Here is a 19159-nt window from a genome sequence, read left to right on the forward strand (position 1 = left end):
ATCAGATGTTCCAGACTTTCGGCACTGGCGCGCCGTTACGCAATACGGAAATTGCCGGTGTCAGGATTTTTCTCAAGTCAAATCCGGTCGGGGCCACCAGCCGGGCGATCAGCTTGCCGTTCCAGTGGCTGGCTCCGCCGCTCCACAGGCTGGCTCCGCCGGGCGTGCCGTCGACAATCTGGCGGAGTTTCGGGAAGAGCATTTCGGCGAGCGGGCCGGTGTAAAACAGCGTCGCGAAGGCGACCTGGCCGGAGAGCACGGCAGCAGCTTGAGAGAGCTGTTCGATCTCGCCCTCGAACTTCATCTCTTCCGCATGGATCAGCTGACCTGACCGGCGCACCCGCCAGCGGTCGCGGAAGAAACCATTCGCGACCGCTTCGCCCATCGCCTTGCGGCCGAGCAGGACCGCCTCGACGGCCAGAAATTCGGACCTTTCGGAAAGATCGACGTCAAGCCGGCGGGTCAGCGAGGACTGGTCGAAAAGGATGGTTTCCTGGGGAAGCCAGTGGACCGATGCGTCCTCGCCGACGGTGACATGGGTGGAGACGGAGGCCGTGCCGGACGAGGCCTTGTAGATCTTCTCATTCGCCTGGGTGGTAACCGACAGTCTTGTGGAAGCGGCAGCGGCGACGGACCATTCGATCACGTCGCCGCCCGTCAGTCCCCCCGACGTATTGATTAAAATCGCCTCCATTTCAGGCGAAAATGTTTCCGGAAGGCGAATTTTTGCGCAGCCTTCCTGGTAGAATTCGGCGAGCCGTGTCCGCCCGCCGAAAGCCTTGGTTACAAGGCGTCCTGCACCCCTTGCCCGCTGCGGCGCATATCGATCGGCTGGTTGCTGTTGCACGTCGTCCCCTGAAGATCGGCTTCGGTTCCGCAACCCGATGCAACGCCCGTGCCAGACTTGGCCGTCGAACCGATCTTGGCCGGCGTTGCAGTGGCGATCACGTCGGTGCTGTCGGCCTTGCCGAAGAACTCCCACATCCGCGAAGCCGGATCAACATTGGCGTCGAATGCCGGCTTGGAGACGGTCACCGCAGCCACCTTGGTGACGCTCGCTGCCCCGTCCTTGGCGGCGGCGATCACGGCTTCCGTAGCGGCAACCGGCTTCGGCCAATCATGCGTGCCGTTGGCGAAGACGTAGGATGCGACGCGTGCACCGTTCTTGCAGGTGCCGTAGAGACTGAAGGTCACACCGTCGACGGTCTTTACGTCGCCATTGCCCTTGCAGCCGTCGAGTTCCGTCCAGCGTTGGATCGCGGTCTTGAAGCCGTATTGCCAATAGGCGCTGCCGCCGCCAGCGTAAGGATTTGCCGCATCCTTGACGCCGGCAAAGGCCATGATCGAGATGGGCCTGGCCGGATTGCAGCCCTGCGCATCGGGGCCCCATTTCCCGTCGGCCTCGACCGGACGTCCGGCGCGCAGCGAATGCACGAAGCCGGCTGCTGCGAAATCGTCATGCCCCGAGCAGAGATAGGCCGACAACATGCGGCCGCCACCCGAATAACCCGAGGCATAGATACGGGCCGGATCAACGCAGAATTGCTGCTTGGCGGTCGCGATAGCCTGCCGGATATAGGCGATCTCGTCGAGGCCGCCCTGCTGCACGGTGACGAAAGGCACGTTCCAGGCATAGGTCCCCGCGGAGCTTCCGGGCAGGCTCCCCTGCAGCGCCAAAACGATGAAGCCGTTTTTCTCGGCAACCTTGTCCCAGGAGCTTCTGTTCAGCTGCCCTTGAGGGTTGCTGTGGCTGCCATGGAGATCGAAAACCAGCGGAACCTTGTCCTTGCCGGTATAGGACGAGGGAATGAAATAGACTGCCGAACGGGCAACACCGTCGGTTTCGATGGTGATTGGGTGGCGACCCGCTTCCATCGGCTGGCCGCAGCCTGCGGCAAGGGCGCTGCCGGTCATCGACCCCAGGAAAGTCGTGGCGCCCAAAAAAACCGCTCCTACCGTAACCATGCGTGTAAGAGCGGACCGAGAGAAGAAACCGGCAACGCGTGCAAAGACCATCAGCGCCTCATCATGGGGTGCGGGGGTTGTCAACAATTATGCGGAATGCCCTGAAAACGCAGTGTTGTTAACATATATTAGCGGCCTTTGAAACGCACGAAGTGCTGCGAAACGATACAAACATTCACCAGTAAAAATACTAGTCTCAGACGGTCAGATGCCGCCTTGCTTCTGCCGTATCCAGAGTCTCTGCCGCCCCTTCGTGCACAATCTCGCCACGATCCATGATGTAGACCTGGTCGGCCAGCTCCCGGCAGAAGTCCAGATACTGTTCCACCAGCAGAATGGCCATGCCGGTTGAATCCCGCAGGTAGCGGATCGCCCTGCCGATATCCTTGATGATAGACGGCTGGATGCCTTCGGTCGGCTCGTCGAGGACGAGGATCTTCGGACGGGTGACCATGGCACGGCCGATTGCAAGCTGCTGCTGCTGACCGCCGGAGAGATCGCCGCCGCGCCGGCCGAGCATCGATTTCAGCACCGGAAACAGCGAAAATATCTCGTCGGGAATGAACTTGTCCTTGCGGGCGAGCGGCGCGTAACCGCTTTCGAGATTTTCCTGAACTGTCAGGAGCGGAAAGATTTCCCGGCCCTGCGGCACGTAGCCGATGCCGTGCTTGGCGCGGTTATAGGGCGCGAGACCGTTCAGCACTTCCCCCTGAAAGCTGATCGTGCCGGCGCTGACCGGATGCTGGCCGGTGACGGCGCGGAGAAGAGAACTCTTCCCCACGCCGTTCCGCCCCAGCACGCAAGTGATCTTGCCCATATCCGCGTGAATGGAGACGCCGCGCAGCGCCTGCGCTGCGCCGTAGTGAAGGTTGACGTTGTTGACTGTCAGCATGTTAGCGCCCCAGATAATTCTCGATCACCTTGGGATCGTTCGAAACGAAATCGATCGAGCCTTCAGCAAGTACCGAACCTTCCGCAAGGCAGGTTACCTTGACGCCGAGTTCGCGGATGAAACCCATGTCGTGCTCGACGACGACCACCGACCTGGTCTTGGCGATTTCCTTGAGCAGCACCGCCGTCTCCGCCGTTTCCGCGTCCGTCATGCCGGCGACGGGTTCGTCGACCAGCAGAAGTTTCGGCTCCTGGGCGAGCAGCATGCCGATTTCCAGCCACTGTTTCTGGCCGTGGCTGAGATTGGCGGCATACTCGTTCTTGCGATGCGTCATGCGGATCGTCTCGAGGATCTCCTCGATGCGGGCCTTGTCCTCCGCTGAAAGCGTATAGAACAAGGTGGCGAACACGCCGCGCGACCGGTTGAGCGCCAGTTCCAAATTGTCCCACACGGTGTGGCTTTCGAACACCGTCGGCTTCTGGAATTTCCGGCCGATGCCGAGCTGGGCGATATCAGCCTCGTCCTTTTTGGTGAGGTCGATCGTATCCTCGAACAGCACCGTGCCGGTATCGGGCCTTGTCTTGCCGGTGATGATATCCATCATCGTCGTCTTGCCGGCGCCGTTCGGGCCGATGATCGCCCTCAGTTCCCCGGGCTCAACGACGAAGGACAGCGAGTTGAGCGCCTTGAAGCCGTCGAAGGAGACCGAGACGTTTTCGAGATAGAGCAGGCTTTTCTGTCGTGTTTCGGAAATCATGTTCATGGTTGCGTGCCCCTATTCCGCCGCGTGGGCTTGCGCCACCGTGGTGGCGTCACCCCTGCCCTTTTCGGCATCCGCCGCCGCCTTCAACGCATGCCGAGCCTTCAAGCCGTGCTGGATCGTTCCGACGATGCCCTTCGGCAGGAAGAGCGTCACGGCGATGAACAGACCACCGAGCGCAAACAGCCATATTTCCGGGAAGGCGCCGGTGAAGAAGCTCTTGCCGCCATTGACCAGGATCGCGCCGATGATCGGGCCGATCAGCGTGCCGCGCCCGCCGACCGCCGTCCAGACGACCACTTCGATCGAGTTGGCGGGCGCGAATTCGCCCGGATTGATGATGCCGACCTGCGGCACGAACAGCGCGCCGGCAATCCCCGCCATCATGGCGGAAACGACGAAGGTGAAGAGCTTGATGTTCTCGACCCGGAAGCCGAGGAAGCGCACCCGGCTTTCCGCATCACGCACCCCGACCAGCACCTTGCCGAACTTCGAGCGGACGATGGCCGAGGCAAGGATCAGGCAGAGCGACAGCATCAGCGCCGACATGAAGAACAGGACCGCACGCGTGCCGTCCGCCTGAACAGAAAAGCCGAGAATGTCCTTGAAGTCGGTGAGGCCGTTATTGCCACCGAAACCCATGTCGTTGCGGAAGAAGGCGAGCAGCAGCGCGTAGGTCATCGCCTGGGTGATGATCGACAGATAGACGCCGTTGACGCGGGAGCGGAAGGCGAACCAGCCGAAGATGAAGGCGAGCAGGCCGGGCACGACGATCACCATCGCCATGGCGAAGATGAACCAGTCGAAGCCGTGCCAGAACCACGGCAGTTCCTTGTAGTTCAGGAACACCATGAAGTCCGGCAGGATCGGGTTGCCGTAGACGCCGCGCGGGCCGATCTGGCGCATCAGGTACATGCCCATCGCATAACCGCCGAGCGCGAAGAAGGCGCCATGGCCAAGCGAGAGGATGCCGCAATAGCCCCAGACGAGATCGAGCGCCAGCGCCAGCAACGCATAGCAGAGATATTTGCCGAACAGCGACATGGCATAGGTCGGGATATGGATGGCGCTGTCGGGCGGGGTCAGAAGGTTGAGTGCGGGCACCAGGATGCCGATGCCGAGAAGGATGCCGACGGCAGCGACAATGCGGCCCTCGAGGGCGCGGAAGACAAAGCCGGAAATCATGCTTCCACCGCCCTTCCCTTGAGCGCGAAGAGACCGCGCGGACGTTTCTGGATGAACAGGATGATCAGCACCAGAACCAGGATCTTGCCGAGCACGGCGCCGACCGATGGTTCGAGGAACTTGTTGAGCACCCCGAGCGACAGCGCGCCGACCAGCGTGCCCCAGAGATTGCCGACGCCGCCGAACACCACGACCATGAAACTGTCGATGATGTAGCTCTGGCCGAGATTCGGCGAGACGTTGTCGATCTGGGAGAGTGCGACACCGGCAATGCCGGCGATGCCGGAGCCGAGGGCGAAGGTGAAAGCGTCGACCCAGGGCGTCTTGATGCCCATTGACGAGGCCATGCGGCGGTTCTGGGTGACGGCGCGCATGTTGAGGCCGAAGGAGGATTTTTTCATCACCACCAAAAGCGCCACGAAGATCGACAGCGAGAAGGCGATGATCCACATGCGGTTCCAGGTGATCGTCATGCCGCCGACCGGGAAGGAACCGGACATCCACGACGGATTGCCGACTTCCTGGTTGGTGGGGCCGAAGATCGAGCGGATCGTCTGCTGCAGGATCAGCGAGACGCCCCAGGTGGCGAGCAGGGTTTCGAGCGGCCGGCCGTAGAGGAAGCGGATGACGCCGCGCTCGACAACCAGGCCGACGGCGCCGGTGACGAGGAAGGCAACCGGAAGCGCGATCGCCAGCGACCAGTCGAACAGGCCGGGCGCATGATCGCGGATGAGCTGCTGCACCACGAAGGTGGAATAGGCGCCAAGCATGACCATTTCGCCATGCGCCATGTTGATGATGCCCATGACGCCGAAGGTGATCGCAAGCCCGATCGCCGCAAGAAGCAGGACCGAGCCGAGAGAGACGCCATACCAGACGTTCTGGCCGATATCCCAGAGCCTCTGGCCGCTTTCGATACTGGCGATGGCCGCATCGACATCGCCCTTGAGGCTCGGATCGAGCCCCGCGGAAGCGCCCATCAGGATGCCGATCGCGTTGCGGCCGCCATAGTTCTTGATCGTCTGGATCGCGGTGCGCTTTTCATCGATGGAGCGATCGGAGGAGAGCAGCGACACGGCGCGCGCCTCTACCATGCGGGCCTTGACCTCGCCGTCCGTCTCCTTGGAGATCGCGGTTTCGAGGAGTTCGAGGTTTTCGGCGCTCGGCGAGCGAAGCACCGCATCGGCCGCCTGCAGCCGGACCTCGCGATCCGGGCTCATCAGCGTCAGGCCGCCCATGGCCGAGCGGATGACACGGCGAAGGCTGTTGTTGATCTTGATCTTCGTGACGGCGTTCTTGGCGGCCTGGCCGGCAGAGGCGCCGGTGACCGGATCAGTCAGTTCGTAGCTGGAGCCGACCGCCTTGCCGATGAACACCAGGCCGTCCGACTTGCGGAAATAGAGATCGCCCTCGGAAAAGGCATTCAGCGCCGGCACGAGCCGCGCATCGCCTGTGGCGGCAAGCTGGCCGATCAGTTTTTCAGCTTCGCCGAAATCCGCCTTGGAGAGCGCGTCGATCAGCGGCTTGGGATCGGTCTGCTGCGCGAACGACGGCGCGGCGAGAGAAAAGATCAGGCAGAGCAGAAGACCAAGGCTCTGCAGAACGCGGAAAGCAACTTTGCTCGTCATTGGAACCCCCTTGCGAGATCGCGGGCGACTGAACGCCGCCCGCGATGATGTCGATGAACATCTAGAAGGCAATCGGATCAGCTGCCCTTGCCGCCGCACTTGCCGGAAGCAACGTTGAAGTTGCCGCAGGACATCGGCTTGCGCCAATCGGAGATCAGGTTCTTGCTGTCCGGCAGGTAATCGGACCACTCGTCGCCGACCACAGGCGCGGTTTCCTGAACGATGTCGAACTGGCCGTCAGCCTGGATTTCACCGATCAGCACCGGCTTGGTGATGTGGTGGTTCGGCATGACGGTGGACGTGCCGCCCGACAGGTTCGGAACGGAGACGCCGATAATGCTGTCCAGCACGGCATCGGTATTGGTGGTGCCGGCGGCTTCGACGGCCTTCACCCAGGCGTTGAAGCCGATATAGGCGGCTTCCATCGGGTCGTTGGTGACGCGCTTGTCGTTCTTGGTGAACGCATGCCATTCCTTGATGAATTCGGCATTGACGTCCGCATCGACGGACTGGAAGTAGTTCCAGGCGGCCAGATGCCCGACCAGCGGCTTGGTGTCGAGACCGGCGAGTTCTTCTTCGCCGACCGAGAACGCGACGACCGGGATGTCTTCAGCCTTGATGCCCTGGTTGCCGAGTTCCTTGTAGAACGGCACGTTGGCATCGCCGTTGATGGTCGAGACGACGGCGGTCTTCTTGCCGGCCGAGCCGAACTTCTTGATGTCCGAGACGATCGTCTGCCAGTCGGAATGACCGAACGGCGTGTAGTTGACCATGATGTCGGATTCGGCAACGCCCTTCGACATCAGATAGGCCTTGAGGATCTTGTTGGTCGTCTGCGGATAGACGTAGTCGGTACCGGCGAGAACCCAGCGCTTGACGCCTTCTTTCTTCGCCAGATAATCGACCGCCGGAATGGCCTGCTGGTTGGGGGCAGCGCCTGTGTAGAAGATGTTGCGCGAGGATTCCTCACCCTCGTACTGGACCGGGTAGAACAGGATCGAGTTCAGCTCTTCGAAGACCGGCAGAACCGACTTGCGCGACGACGAGGTCCAGCAACCGAAAACGGCGGCAACCTTGTCCTGCGAAATCAGCTGGCGGGCCTTTTCGGCAAACAGCGGCCAGTCGGACGCCGGGTCGACGACGACGGCTTCGAGCTTCTTGCCGAGCACGCCGCCCTTCTTGTTCTGCTCGGCGACGAGCATCAGCATGACATCCTTGAGGGTGGTCTCAGAGATGGCCATGGTGCCCGAAAGCGAGTGCAGAACACCGATCTTGATGGTGTCGTCAGCGGCGAAAGCACCCTGCAGCGCCGTCGCTGACATTACGGCGGCGAGCAGCGCGCCACCCAGTTTGGATTTGCCCGATTTGGACTTGAATGTCATTGGTTCGAACCCCTCTTCTCGTTCGTCCGCAACGAAGAACTTAACCGTTGCTTAAGCGACTATCGGTTGCTGCATCGCAAAACCGTATACGTCGAATGACGTACCGGTGGGGGAGAAGGGGGAAGAGGGATGCCGGGGGTAGAAATCCCACGCCCAGCTGGCATCTTCAGCCAAGCAGGTCGGCGTGGCCACCATCGAGCGTACTTATTGATATATTAACCATATTTGGATTTTATAATCCGACGCTCATGTAGGGCGGGGGGAGTTGTTTCGGTGTAGATCCCATGAGTAGCATCCTCACGAATGCTGGAGCTGCCTCCGCGCTCCAAATGCTTCGCTCCCTTGACAGCCAGATGTTTGGCACGCAGCGGCAGGTCTCGACCGGCTTGCGTATCGAACAGGCCTCCGACAATCCCGCTTACTGGTCGATCGCCACCACCATGCGGTCGGACAATGGTGCCCTCTCGACCGTGCACGACGCCCTTGGCCTCGGAGCAGCAAAAGTCGATACGGCCTATGAAGGCATAGCTGCGACGACCGATATCCTGGCGGCGTTCATGGCCAAGGTCGTTTCCGCCCAGCAGGACGGAATAGACAAGAACAAGATCCAGGAAGAACTGGAGCAGTTGAAGCAGCAGATCGTCTCGATATCCAACTCCGCGACTTTCGCCGGCCAGAACTGGTTGCGGTCGGACATGTTGGGCCAGGCCAGCGAAGCAGGCGCCAAGACTTCTGTCGTATCGTCGTTCGATCGCAGCGAGGACGGAACCGTCTCCGTCAAGACCATCGACGTCGATCTGTCGAAACTCGTACTGTTCAAGAATGGCGGCGGCGGAATTTTGCAGAAAGAACCTGATCCGGATCTGGGTTATGGCCTCGGCACGATCGGTGGATTGCTCGGATTTTCGACATCCGGTTATGGCGACGTACCGGGTCCGGTATTCGACCAACCCTTCACGATTACGAAATTCGACGTCGTCACGGTCCCCTTCTCAGTGGGTACGTCCAACGATACGTTCGTCATCACCAAAAGTGTCGTCGACCAGGCGCTCGGAGGCCAGATAGGATACGGCTTCGACGGAGATATCGAAAGCACGGCCGATTGGGCGAAAGTCTTGCTGCAGGCAACGTTTCTCAACAAGGCGCCCCCAGACATCCTGTTTGCGGCTCAGGGTGGAGCGCCGAATATCTTCTTTCGCGCCACCATTCCTCTCGCCGCGGAGCTGATCACGGTACAGCCGCCAGTTCACACCCGGACGCTGCCGCCGGAGGGTATCGATATTCTCGATATCGACGTCACCGATCCCGACATCGACTTTCCGACAATAACCTTGGTTCTCGACGAGATGCAGCAGAAGGTCATATCGGCCGGTGCTTACCTTGGCTCGATCAGGTCGAGGATCGAGATGCAGGAAGCATTTGGAAACAGTCTCGCCGACAGTCTCGACAGAGGCATTGGGCGCCTCGTCGATGCCAATATGACCGAGGCGTCGAGCAGGCTCAAGGCACTGCAAGTCCAGCAGCAACTCGCGACCCAGTCGCTTTCCATCGCCAATTCGGACGCGCGAAACATCCTGTCTCTCTTCCAGTAACGAGACCGTCGTCCTTACCGGCAGGCGCGCATTGCGCACGCGATATATGACCTCCGAGGTAATCGACCCGGCGACGGATGGCATCTATCCCAGGATCCAGCTTTGCAGCGCGAAAGGATCAGCCCCATGCCAGTCACTTACGTCATTCGTTTCGATATCCTCCCAGGCCAGCGCGACCGCTTCCTGACGCTTCTGAACGGCGTGCTCAATGCCATGCGGCGCGAGCCGATGTTCCACAATGCCATGCTGCACGCCGATCCCGGGAACGAGAACCGCATGATGCTCTATGAGACATGGGAGGATCATGGCGACGTGCTGGAGGTCCAGTTGAAGCGCCGCTATCGCGAGGAATGGCACGCGGCCCTGCCGGACCTGCTCGCCAGCCCGCGCGACATTTCAGTCTGGCATCCGCTGCGGGAAGACCGCGCCGCGTAAATCTTCGGCCAGGCCGTTCCCCCGTGGGAACATTTCTGCGCCTCACGCGCTTGCCTCCCCGGATCCGCCAACCGCCCGAGGAGCTCGAACCCGTGATCAACGACCTCTGGTACAAGAACGCCGTCGTCTATTGCCTCTCCGTCGAGACCTTCATGGATTCCAATGGCGACGGGATCGGGGATTTCCAGGGCTTGCAACGGCGGCTGGACTATATCTCCGGTCTCGGCGTCAATGCCATCTGGCTGATGCCGTTCCAGACCTCGCCCGGCCGGGACGACGGTTACGACGTCTCCGACTACTACAATGTCGACCCGCGCTACGGCACGCTCGGCGATTTCGTCGAATTCACCCATGGCGCCCGGCAGCGCGGCATTCGGGTGCTGATCGATCTCGTAGTCAACCACACGTCCACCCAGCATCCCTGGTTCCAGAACGCCCGCAGCGACCCGGAATCCTACTATCGCGACTGGTATATCTGGTCCGACAAGAAGCCGGCGAATGCCAATGAGGGCATGGTGTTTCCGGGCGTGCAGAAGACGACCTGGACCTATGACGAAAAGGCCAGGCAATATTACTTTCACCGCTTCTACGAGTTCCAGCCGGATCTCAACACCTCCAACCCGCATGTGCAGGCGGAAATCCTCAAGATCATGGGTTTCTGGATCCAGCTCGGTGTTTCCGGTTTTCGCATGGATGCCGTGCCATTCGTGATCGCCGAAAAGGGTGCCGACGTGAAAAAGCCGAGGGAGCAGTTCGCCATGCTCCGGGTTTTTCGCGAATTCCTGCAATGGCGGCTCGGAGATTCGATCATCCTTGCCGAAGCCAATGTCGTGCCGAAGGAGAACCTCGCGTATTTCGGCGATGACGGCGATCGCATGCAGATGATGTTCAACTTTCACGTCAACCAGGCCCTGTTTTATGCGCTCGCCTCCGGAGACGCCCGGCCGCTGGCAAAAGCAATCGTCAATACCAGCGATCGGCCTGAAACGGGACAATGGGGCATGTTCCTGCGCAATCACGATGAACTCGATCTTGGTCGCCTGACCGAAAAACAGCGCCAGAAAGTGTTTTCGGAATTCGGGCCGGACAAGAACATGCAGCTCTACGACCGCGGCATCCGACGGCGGCTGGCGCCGATGCTGGAGAACGACCGGAGGCGCCTGGAACTCGCCTACAGCCTGCTGTTTTCGCTGCCCGGCACGCCGGTGCTACGTTATGGCGACGAGATTGGCATGGGTGACGACCTGTCGCTGCCAGAGCGCAACTGCGCCCGCACGCCGATGCAATGGTCGGCCGAGCCGCATGGAGGCTTCACCAAGAACGACAAGCCGGTCCTGCCGGTTATCAGCGGCGGACTATTCGGTTTTGAGCACATCAACGTCGCTGAGCAACGGCGCGACCCGAACTCGATGTTGAACTGGACGGAGCGCCTGATCCGGATGCGCAAGGAAGCCCCGGAGATCGGCTGGGGCGCCTGCACCGTCCTCAACACCGGGGATACCGGCGTGCTGGCACTCCGTTACGATTGGCGCGACAATTCCGTGCTGATAGTCCACAACCTGAATTCGAAACCGGTCGAAGTAACCTTCGTGGTCGGTATCGGAGAGCATGGCGATCTTCTCATCGATATCGCAGACGGTGGCAACAGCGAGGCGGATGCCAACGGCCGGCACCGGCTCCTGCTCGATGCCTATGCCTATCGCTGGTTCCGGGTCGGCGGTCTCGATTACCTGCTGCGGCGCAAGGAAGTATAGGCTAACCGCCCGCCCTCACCTCGCGTACACCGCGGCCAGTCTTTTGCCGCAGCAATGCCCGCAGCGTAACCCCATCCGCATAACCGACGAGTGCGGCGATTTCGTTGGGGCTCTTGTCGCTGGTCTTCAGGAGATGCACCGCGCGTTCGACACGGAGATCCTGGAAATAGGAGAGCGGCGTCTTGCCGAGCACCTGCTGCATGCGCCGGGCCAGCGTTCGCTTGCTGGCGCCGACCGCATCGGCCGCGTTGTCCAGCGAAAACCCCTCCCCGAGACGGCCGCGTGCCCAGCGCTCGAAACGCTGCACCAGGGGATCGGCATGCGAAAGATGGTCGGTGATCACGTAGGCCGACTGCGACGGCCGATTGTCGACGATGAGGTAGCGCGCCACAAGGCCGGCAAGCTCCGGGCTCACCTGCCGCACCAGCCAGAGCGCCATGTCCATATGGCCGAGTGCGGCGCCCGCCGTCACCAGCGAGCCGGATTTCACCAGCATCTGGCCATCCTCCAGCTGCACGGAGGGGTAACGCTGGCGGAAGAGCGGCGCGAGCCACCAGCTGGTCGTCGATTTCTCTCCGTCGAGCAGGCCGGATTCGGCCAGAACGAACGTGCCGATACAGGCGGCGGCGACATTCATGCCCGCCGCCTTGGCCTCTCGCAGCACCGCCCCCGCATCGCGGATGTCGGGACGGTCGAGGGCGGGCACCAGCACGTCCGGCATCTTGCAGGCAATCGCTGGCACCACCAGCCAGCCACCGGCCTTCGCATCGAAGCTTCCGGAGATCGGCACGGCAAGCCCATGCGCCGTCTTCACCTGTTTGCGCACGCCGACGACCGACACGTCGAAGGCCGGCACATCGAGCGACAGCATCGCCGCAAGCTCGTTTGCCATGGTGAACACGTCGAGCATGGTCGACAGGCCGGTATCAAAGACGGGATCGAGGACAAGGATCTGCAGCTTCATGGCAAGAACACTATCAACAATGTCAATATTGACAATAGGCAAACGGGCCGGCGTGGCGGAATATCAGGCCCGGAAAACGTCGCATGACTGAGCCTGTTGCGACAAAAAGAGACGCATGAGCATGGATGTCACCACGATCGGTTTCACCAAGACGACCGCCGAGGATTTCTTCGGCCGCATCAGGGCGGCCGGCGTCAAGCGGGTCCTGGATGTGCGCCTCCACAACACCTCGCAACTCGCCGGTTTTGCCAAATCCGACGACCTCGCCTTCTTCCTGAAGACGATCTGCGGCGCCGGTTATGTGCATGAACCGCTGCTGGCGCCGACCGAGGAGATCATGACTGCCTTCAAGAAGGAGAAAGGCGACTGGAATGTTTTCCAGAATGATTTCCTTGGCTTGATGGCTGAACGCAAGGTGGAAGATCACTTCAAGGCAGAAGAGTTCGATGGCTCCTGCCTGCTCTGCTCGGAAGACAAGCCGCACCATTGCCATCGCCGGCTCGTCTGTGACTACCTGAATGGCAAATGGGGCGGCAAGCTCAGCATCCGCCATCTCTAGAATACAACCACCTCCAGAATCTCGACTGAACAACCAGACGCCCTAACGCCGCCGGGAGCAGCCTCCCCGCGTGGGAGACCCTTTGCCATGGCCTATGAAACCATCCTTGCAATCGCCCTTTTTTCGCTTGTCGGCTCGGTCTCGCCGGGGCCGAGCAATTTCATGCTGCTTGCTTCGGGCACCAATTTCGGTTTCCGGCGCACCGTGCCGCAGATCCTCGGTATTACCATCGGTTTTTCGTCGGTGCTGCTGGCGGTCGGCTTCGGTCTCGGCGCGCTTCTGACGGCCTATCCGCCGCTTGGATTGATGCTGAAGATCGCCGGCGGCGCCTACCTGCTCTACCTCGCCTGGCGCATTGCCATGTCCCGTTCCGTCTCCAGCGATAGCGCGAGCGCCGCCCGTCCCCTCACCTTCCTCGAATCCGCCGCCTTCCAGTGGGTCAACCCGAAAGCCTGGGTCGCCGCGCTCACCGCCATGGCGGCCTATGCCAGCGCCGAAAACCCCTTCGTCTCCGTCGTGTTGATCACGCTCGTCGTCGCCATCGTCAACCTGCCGAGCGTCGCCGTCTGGGCCGGCTTCGGCGTGGCGCTTCGGCAGTTCCTGTCCGATCCGGCCCGACTGAAATGGTTCAACATCGTCATGGCGCTGCTGCTGGTGGCAACGCTCTGGCCGCTTTTGAAATAGCCGCAGATGCAGGCTCGGACGATCGTGCAAGAACTGCGGAGGACCTTGATACCGGTCGGCCGCGCATCCGGCGCATAGATCCCGTGCCTGCAGCGGCATGCCGCCGCTGCCTCGCACAGAGGATCAGCAACATGACTCAAATCACTGAAAAGGTGGTTCTTATCAGCGGCGCCAGCAGCGGCATCGGCGAAGGCACGGCGCGCATTCTGGCCGCCGCCGGTGCCAAGGTCGTGCTCGGCGCCCGCCGCACCGACCGGCTGGAAGCATTGGCCGAAGAGATCGCTGCAACCGGCGGCACCGTTCGCAGCCGCCGGCTCGACGTCACCGACCACCAGGACTTTCAGGCCTTCGCCGAATTCGCGCTGGCCGAATTCGGCCGCATCGACGTCATCATCAACAATGCCGGCCTGATGCCGCTGTCGCTGATGTCATCGCTGAAGGTCGAGGAATGGGATCGGATGATCGACGTGAACATCCGCGGCGTGCTCTACGGCATCGCCTCGGTTCTGCCGATCATGAACGGCCAGGGGTACGGCCAGATCATCAACATTTCGTCGATAGGCGGCCTCGGCGTGGTGCCGACCGCGGCGGTCTATTGCGCCACCAAATACGCGGTGCGGGCAATTTCCGACGGACTGCGCCAGGAGAACGACAGGATCCGCGTCACCTGCGTCTATCCGGGCGTCGTGGAATCCGAGCTTGCCGGCACGATCACCGACCCGGTCGCGGCGGATGCGATGAAGACCTATCGCAGCGTCGCCCTGACGCCCGATGCGATCGGCCGCGCCATCCTGCATGTCATCGACCAGCCGGAAGATGTGGATACCAACGAGATCGTCGTGCGCCCGACCCGCACCCTGTAACCAGGCTCCAGGATGCGGTGGGGATTTACCGCATCGCATCATACTTTGCTTGCAAAACGCCGCGCCTCAGCCGAAAGTGCACAATTGACGGTCTCTCCTCAAAAGGTGCTAGAAATTAGGCATGGCAGCGCGGCAACGCATCATTCCCGTTCGGCGTGAATACAATCGTTGGGTCGCCAACCAGACGCTGGAGGACTACGCCCTCCGTTTCACCGCCAAGAGCGCCCGCCGGTTTTCCTCCAGCCGCATTTCCCAGACCGCCATCGGCGCCATCTCCTTTCTGGCGCTGGAGGCGATCGGCGGCACGATCACCCTCTCCTACGGCACCACCAACGCAATTTTCGCGATCATCGCGGCTGCCGTCGCCATGCTGGCGATCGGCTGGCCGATCAGCCGTTACGCGATCCGCCACGGCGTCGATATCGACCTCCTGACCCGTGGCGCAAGCTTCGGTTATATCGGCTCGACCATCACCTCGCTGATCTATGCGAGCTTCACGTTCATGCTGTTTGCGATCGAGGCGTCGATCATGACCGGCGCCCTGGATCTCGCCTTCGGCATTCCGCCCTGGATCGGCTACATCATCAGCGCCGTGGTGGTCATCCCGCTGGTCATCTACGGCGTGCAGCTCATCTCTCGCTTCCAGCTGATCACCCAGCCGTTCTGGATCGTGCTGAACATCCTGCCCTTCGTGTTCATCGCCTTCATGGACTGGCAGAAGTTCGATCTCTGGCGCTCCTTTGCCGGCATCGGCCATTCAAACGCTCAAGTTGGCGGCCCAGCCCCGTTCAATCTGGTCGAGTTCGGCGCGGCCTCCGCCGTTATCCTGGCATTGATGCCGCAGATCGGCGAACAGGTCGACTTCCTGCGCTTCCTGCCGCCGGAGGGCCTCGACAAGTGGCGTCACCGGTTCGCCGTCTTCCTCGCCGGCCCCGGCTGGGTGGTGGTCGGCGTGCCGAAGCTCCTGGCAGGCTCGTTCCTCGCTGTCCTGACGCTCTCGACCGCCGTGCCGATACGCGAGGCGGCAGACCCGGCGCACATGTATTTCGCCGCCTTCGGCTACATGATCCCGAACGATACGGCCGCCCTGCTGCTGATGGCGGCCTTCGTGGTCGTCTCGCAGCTGAAGATCAACGTGATGAACGCCTATGCGGGCTCGCTCGCCTGGTCGAACTTCTTCTCGCGCCTCACCCACAGCCATCCAGGCCGTGTCGTCTGGCTGGTGTTCAACGTGGTGATCGCGCTGCTTTTGATGGAGCTCGGCATCTACCGGCTGCTCGAAGCGACGCTCGGCATCTTCTCGATCGTCGCCATGGCCTGGCTCTGCACCATCTCGGCCGATCTGATGATCAACAAGCCGCTGGGCCTGTCGCCCGAAGGCATCGAGTTCAAGCGCGCCCATCTCTACGACATCAATCCGGTGGGCTTGGGCTCGATGTTCGGCTCGGCGGCGATAGCGCTCGCCGCCCATTTCGGCCTGTTCGGCCCGTTGATGACCTCGCTCGCCACCTATGTGACGCTGATTGCCTTCCTGCTGTCGCCGGCGCTCGCCTTTGCGACCAAGGGCAAATTTTACCTCGCCCGAAAACCGCGCCAGAGCTGGAAGACGGTCGGCTCGATCACCTGCTCGATCTGCGAACATCCGTTCGAGCACGAGGACATGGCCTGGTGTCCCGCTTATGCTGCGCCGATCTGCTCGCTCTGCTGCTCGCTCGACAGCCGCTGCCACGATATGTGCAAGCCGCATGCGCGGCTGAACACCCAGGTTGGCGCGGTCGCTCGCTCCTTCCTGCCGGAAAGCGTCATCACCCGGCTGACGACGCGCCTCGGGCGTTATGCCACCACGGCGGTATTTTCGATCTCGATGATCGGCGCGATCCTCGGCATGATCGCCTACCAGGTCAGCCATGCAACCCCCGTCAACGCCGAGGTCATCTATGGCACGGTGCTGATCGTCTTTTTCGTCTTCGCGATCATCGCCGGCATCGTTTCCTGGTTCTATGTGCTCGCCCATGACAGCCGGGTGGTGGCGGAAGAGGAATCCTCCCGCCAGAACACGCTGCTCCTCAAGGAAATCGCCGCCCACAAGAAGACCGACGCGGCACTTCAAGACGCCAAGGAAACCGCCGAGGCCGCCAATCGCGCCAAGAGCCGTTACGTCGTCGGCCTTTCCCACGAGCTGCGCACACCGCTCAACGCCGTGCTCGGTTACGCCCAGATCCTCGAGCGCGACGAGACCATCCCCGCCCCGCGCCAGTCGGCAATCAAGGTCATCAAGCGCTCCGCCGACCATCTGTCGGGCCTGATCGACGGGCTGCTCGACATTTCCAAGATCGAGGCGGGCCGGCTGCAGGTCTATTCCAACGAGATCAACATCCAGGATTTTCTCGACCAGATCGTCGAGATGTTCGGCCTGCAGGCACAGGCCAAGGGCCTAGCCTTCGAGCACGAGCGCGCCCGCGCCCTGCCGCAATATGTCCGCACCGACGAGAAGCGGCTGCGCCAGATCCTCGTCAATCTTCTCTCGAACGCGATCAAGTTTACCGACGAAGGCACGGTGAAATTCGACATCGCCTATCGCAGCCAGGTCGCTACCTTCACCGTCTCAGATACCGGTCGGGGCATTGCGGAAAAGGATCTCGGCCGCATCTACGAACCCTTCCAGCGCGGCGAGGCGGAAAGCATCAGGCCGATGCCCGGCCTCGGTCTCGGCCTCACCATCACCCAGTTGCTGACCAATACGCTCGGCGGCGAGATCGCGGTCGCCAGCACCAGGGGCGAAGGCTCGATCTTCAAGGTGCGACTGATGCTGTCCGCCATCGAGCGGCCCAACACGACACCGGCGGCGGAAAAGAAGATCGTCTCCTATACCGGCCCGCGCCGCACAATCGTGATCGTCGACGACAACGAGGACCATCGTGACCTGATGCGCGAAGTGTTGGTGCCGATGGATTTCGTTGTGCTGACCGCCAATAGCGGGCCGGATTGCCTGACATTGATCGAGGGCGTGACGCCGGACCTGTTCCTGGTCGATATCTCCATGCCCGGCATGAGCGGCTGGCAGCTCGTTTCGCGGCTGCGCGAGATCGGCCAGGTGGCGCCGATCGTCATGCTCTCGGCCAATATCGGCGACGGTATCGCGACGCATTCCGGCGACGAGGGCCATAACGACGCCATCGCCAAACCGGTCGACATCCGCAGGCTTGCCGATAAGCTCGCCGCCCATCTCGGCCTCGTCTGGATCTACGAGAACGAAACGGTTATCCCGGCGGTCGTCGGCCCGAAAAAGCCGATCAAAAGTCCGGGGACGAACCATGTTCAGGACCTTTTGCGGCTCGGCGAAATCGGCTACGTCCGCGGTATCGAAGCGAAACTCGCCGATCTCGCCCGGGAGGAGGAACACCGCCCCTTCACGGAAGAACTCGGTGCCTACGTACAGGCCTTCGACCTCGCCGGTTATATGAAATTCCTGAGCCGCCTTGAGGCAGAAAGGACGAGTGATGGCTGAAACTGCTCTGCCGCGCGATATCGTCCTTCTCGTGGACGACAGCCCCGAAACGCTGGGCTTCCTCACCGAGGCGCTGGAAAAGTCCGGGTTCTCGGTGCTGATCGCCACGGCCGGCCAGTCGGCGCTCAACATCGTCGAGCGCATCACCCCGGACCTCATCCTGCTCGACGCGGTGATGCCCGGCATGGACGGTTTCGAGACCTGCCGCAAGCTGAAGACCAATGGCGCCGTTGCGCAAGTACCGGTCATCTTCATGACGGGCCTCACCGAGACCGAACATGTGGTCAACGCGCTCGATTCCGGCGGCGTCGACTATCTGACCAAACCGATCAACATCGACGAACTGCGCGCCCGCATCCGGGTGCACCTTTCCAATGCCCGTTCGGCCCAGAGCGCCCGCGTGGCGCTCGACGCCGCCGGCCGCCATCTGCTGGCGGTCAAGGCGAGTGGAGCGATCCACTGGTCGACCCCCCAGGCGACACGGCTGATCAACGCGGCCACCAACAGCGACGATGGGCTCGACATCGTTTCCCGCCGGATTTCCACCTGGATGGCCGAGCGTGACAAGCCCGGTTTTGCCCGCGACGTCGCCTTCGCCCTCGTCCAGAACGGCCAGGCGAGCCTACAGTTCTCCTTCCTCGGCGCGATCGGCGCCGACGAACATCTCTTCCGCCTGACGGCCGCCAACAAACGCCCCGACGACGAAGTGCTGCGCCAGCATTTCCCGGTGACCCAGCGCGAATCCGAAGTGCTGCTGTGGATCGCCAAGGGCAAATCGAACCGCGACATCGGCGACATCCTCGGCCTCTCGGCACGCACGGTGAACAAGCATCTGGAACAGATCTATGTGAAGCTCGGCGTCGAAAACCGCGCATCGGCCGCCGTTAAGGCCGCTCATGTGCTGCATGGCGAGGAGCGGTCAGCGTAGCCGACAACGATCCGGCGAACCGTTTCGAGCGACGAACAAGCTTCTCTGCGTGGCGACGAC

At 61.6% G+C, this 19159-nt stretch carries 16 protein-coding genes; 8 read left to right on the top strand and 8 right to left on the bottom strand.

Annotated elements, in window-relative coordinates; translation table 11 throughout:
• Window position 1 precedes the first annotated feature (1 nt).
• From ACZ9IU_RS16140 to urtA, 7 genes are all read right to left on the bottom strand, one after another.
• A complete protein-coding gene (locus ACZ9IU_RS16140) occupies window positions 2–847 on the bottom strand; it encodes an urease accessory protein UreD (protein WP_038544569.1) in 846 nt (281 codons plus the stop codon).
• Entirely contained in the window at window positions 784–1941 is a 1158-nt protein-coding gene (locus tag ACZ9IU_RS16145) for a CE1 family esterase (RefSeq protein WP_244447426.1), read from the bottom strand. The genes ACZ9IU_RS16140 and ACZ9IU_RS16145 overlap by 64 nt, the downstream gene beginning before the upstream one ends.
• Before the next feature lie 220 nt (window positions 1942–2161).
• Entirely contained in the window at window positions 2162–2857 is a 696-nt protein-coding gene (gene urtE / locus ACZ9IU_RS16150; protein WP_007762131.1) for an urea ABC transporter ATP-binding subunit UrtE, read from the bottom strand.
• A gap of 1 nt (window position 2858) precedes the next feature.
• The gene (urtD, locus tag ACZ9IU_RS16155) at window positions 2859–3620 is read right to left on the bottom strand and encodes an urea ABC transporter ATP-binding protein UrtD (RefSeq protein ID WP_157885157.1); all 762 of its coding nucleotides are present in this window, start codon (window positions 3618–3620) and stop codon (window positions 2859–2861) included.
• 12 nt (window positions 3621–3632) lie between these two features.
• Window positions 3633–4802: an urea ABC transporter permease subunit UrtC gene (urtC, locus tag ACZ9IU_RS16160; RefSeq protein ID WP_038544572.1), complete on the bottom strand. Its 1170-nt coding sequence runs from the start codon at window positions 4800–4802 to the stop codon at window positions 3633–3635.
• A complete protein-coding gene (gene urtB / locus ACZ9IU_RS16165) occupies window positions 4799–6430 on the bottom strand; it encodes an urea ABC transporter permease subunit UrtB (RefSeq protein ID WP_051899788.1) in 1632 nt (543 codons plus the stop codon). Before urtB ends, urtC begins: the two co-directional genes overlap by 4 nt.
• 77 nt (window positions 6431–6507) lie before the next feature.
• Window positions 6508–7812: an urea ABC transporter substrate-binding protein gene (gene urtA, locus ACZ9IU_RS16170; RefSeq protein WP_038544573.1), complete on the bottom strand. Its 1305-nt coding sequence runs from the start codon at window positions 7810–7812 to the stop codon at window positions 6508–6510.
• Between the two features lie 284 nt (window positions 7813–8096).
• Between urtA and ACZ9IU_RS16175 the strand changes: the two genes are divergently transcribed.
• The 3 genes from ACZ9IU_RS16175 to ACZ9IU_RS16185 all read left to right on the top strand — a co-directional run bounded on the left by ACZ9IU_RS16175 (window position 8097) and on the right by ACZ9IU_RS16185 (window position 11593).
• Window positions 8097–9404: a flagellin N-terminal helical domain-containing protein gene (locus ACZ9IU_RS16175; RefSeq protein ID WP_038544575.1), complete on the top strand. Its 1308-nt coding sequence runs from the start codon at window positions 8097–8099 to the stop codon at window positions 9402–9404.
• A 126-nt stretch (window positions 9405–9530) separates the two neighbouring features.
• Complete coding sequence (locus ACZ9IU_RS16180; protein ID WP_038544577.1) at window positions 9531–9839, top strand: putative quinol monooxygenase; 309 nt, start codon at window positions 9531–9533, stop codon at window positions 9837–9839.
• Window positions 9840–9931: 92 nt separating this feature from the next.
• On the top strand, window positions 9932–11593 hold the full coding sequence (locus ACZ9IU_RS16185) for an alpha-amylase family protein (RefSeq protein ID WP_038544579.1): 1662 nt from the start codon (window positions 9932–9934) through the stop codon (window positions 11591–11593).
• 1 nt (window position 11594) lies between these two features.
• Here ACZ9IU_RS16185 and ACZ9IU_RS16190 read toward each other — a convergent pair whose 3' ends face one another.
• Window positions 11595–12557: a GlxA family transcriptional regulator gene (locus ACZ9IU_RS16190; RefSeq protein ID WP_038544581.1), complete on the bottom strand. Its 963-nt coding sequence runs from the start codon at window positions 12555–12557 to the stop codon at window positions 11595–11597.
• A gap of 115 nt (window positions 12558–12672) precedes the next feature.
• On the opposite strand from ACZ9IU_RS16190, the gene ACZ9IU_RS16195 reads away from it, so the two are divergent.
• From ACZ9IU_RS16195 to ACZ9IU_RS16215, 5 genes are all read left to right on the top strand, one after another.
• On the top strand, window positions 12673–13116 hold the full coding sequence (locus tag ACZ9IU_RS16195) for a DUF488 domain-containing protein (protein WP_437179025.1): 444 nt from the start codon (window positions 12673–12675) through the stop codon (window positions 13114–13116).
• A gap of 87 nt (window positions 13117–13203) precedes the next feature.
• On the top strand, window positions 13204–13800 hold the full coding sequence (locus ACZ9IU_RS16200) for a LysE family translocator (protein ID WP_038544583.1): 597 nt from the start codon (window positions 13204–13206) through the stop codon (window positions 13798–13800).
• A gap of 131 nt (window positions 13801–13931) precedes the next feature.
• The gene (locus ACZ9IU_RS16205) at window positions 13932–14663 is read left to right on the top strand and encodes an SDR family oxidoreductase (protein WP_038544585.1); all 732 of its coding nucleotides are present in this window, start codon (window positions 13932–13934) and stop codon (window positions 14661–14663) included.
• Window positions 14664–14784: 121 nt separating this feature from the next.
• Window positions 14785–18171, top strand: coding sequence for a hybrid sensor histidine kinase/response regulator (locus ACZ9IU_RS16210; protein ID WP_038544587.1), 3387 nt, complete (start codon window positions 14785–14787; stop codon window positions 18169–18171).
• The gene (locus ACZ9IU_RS16215) at window positions 18164–19099 is read left to right on the top strand and encodes a response regulator transcription factor (protein ID WP_038544590.1); all 936 of its coding nucleotides are present in this window, start codon (window positions 18164–18166) and stop codon (window positions 19097–19099) included. The genes ACZ9IU_RS16210 and ACZ9IU_RS16215 overlap by 8 nt, the downstream gene beginning before the upstream one ends.
• Window positions 19100–19159: the final 60 nt, after the last annotated feature.

This window comes from Mesorhizobium sp. USDA 4132 (assembly GCF_056279545.1).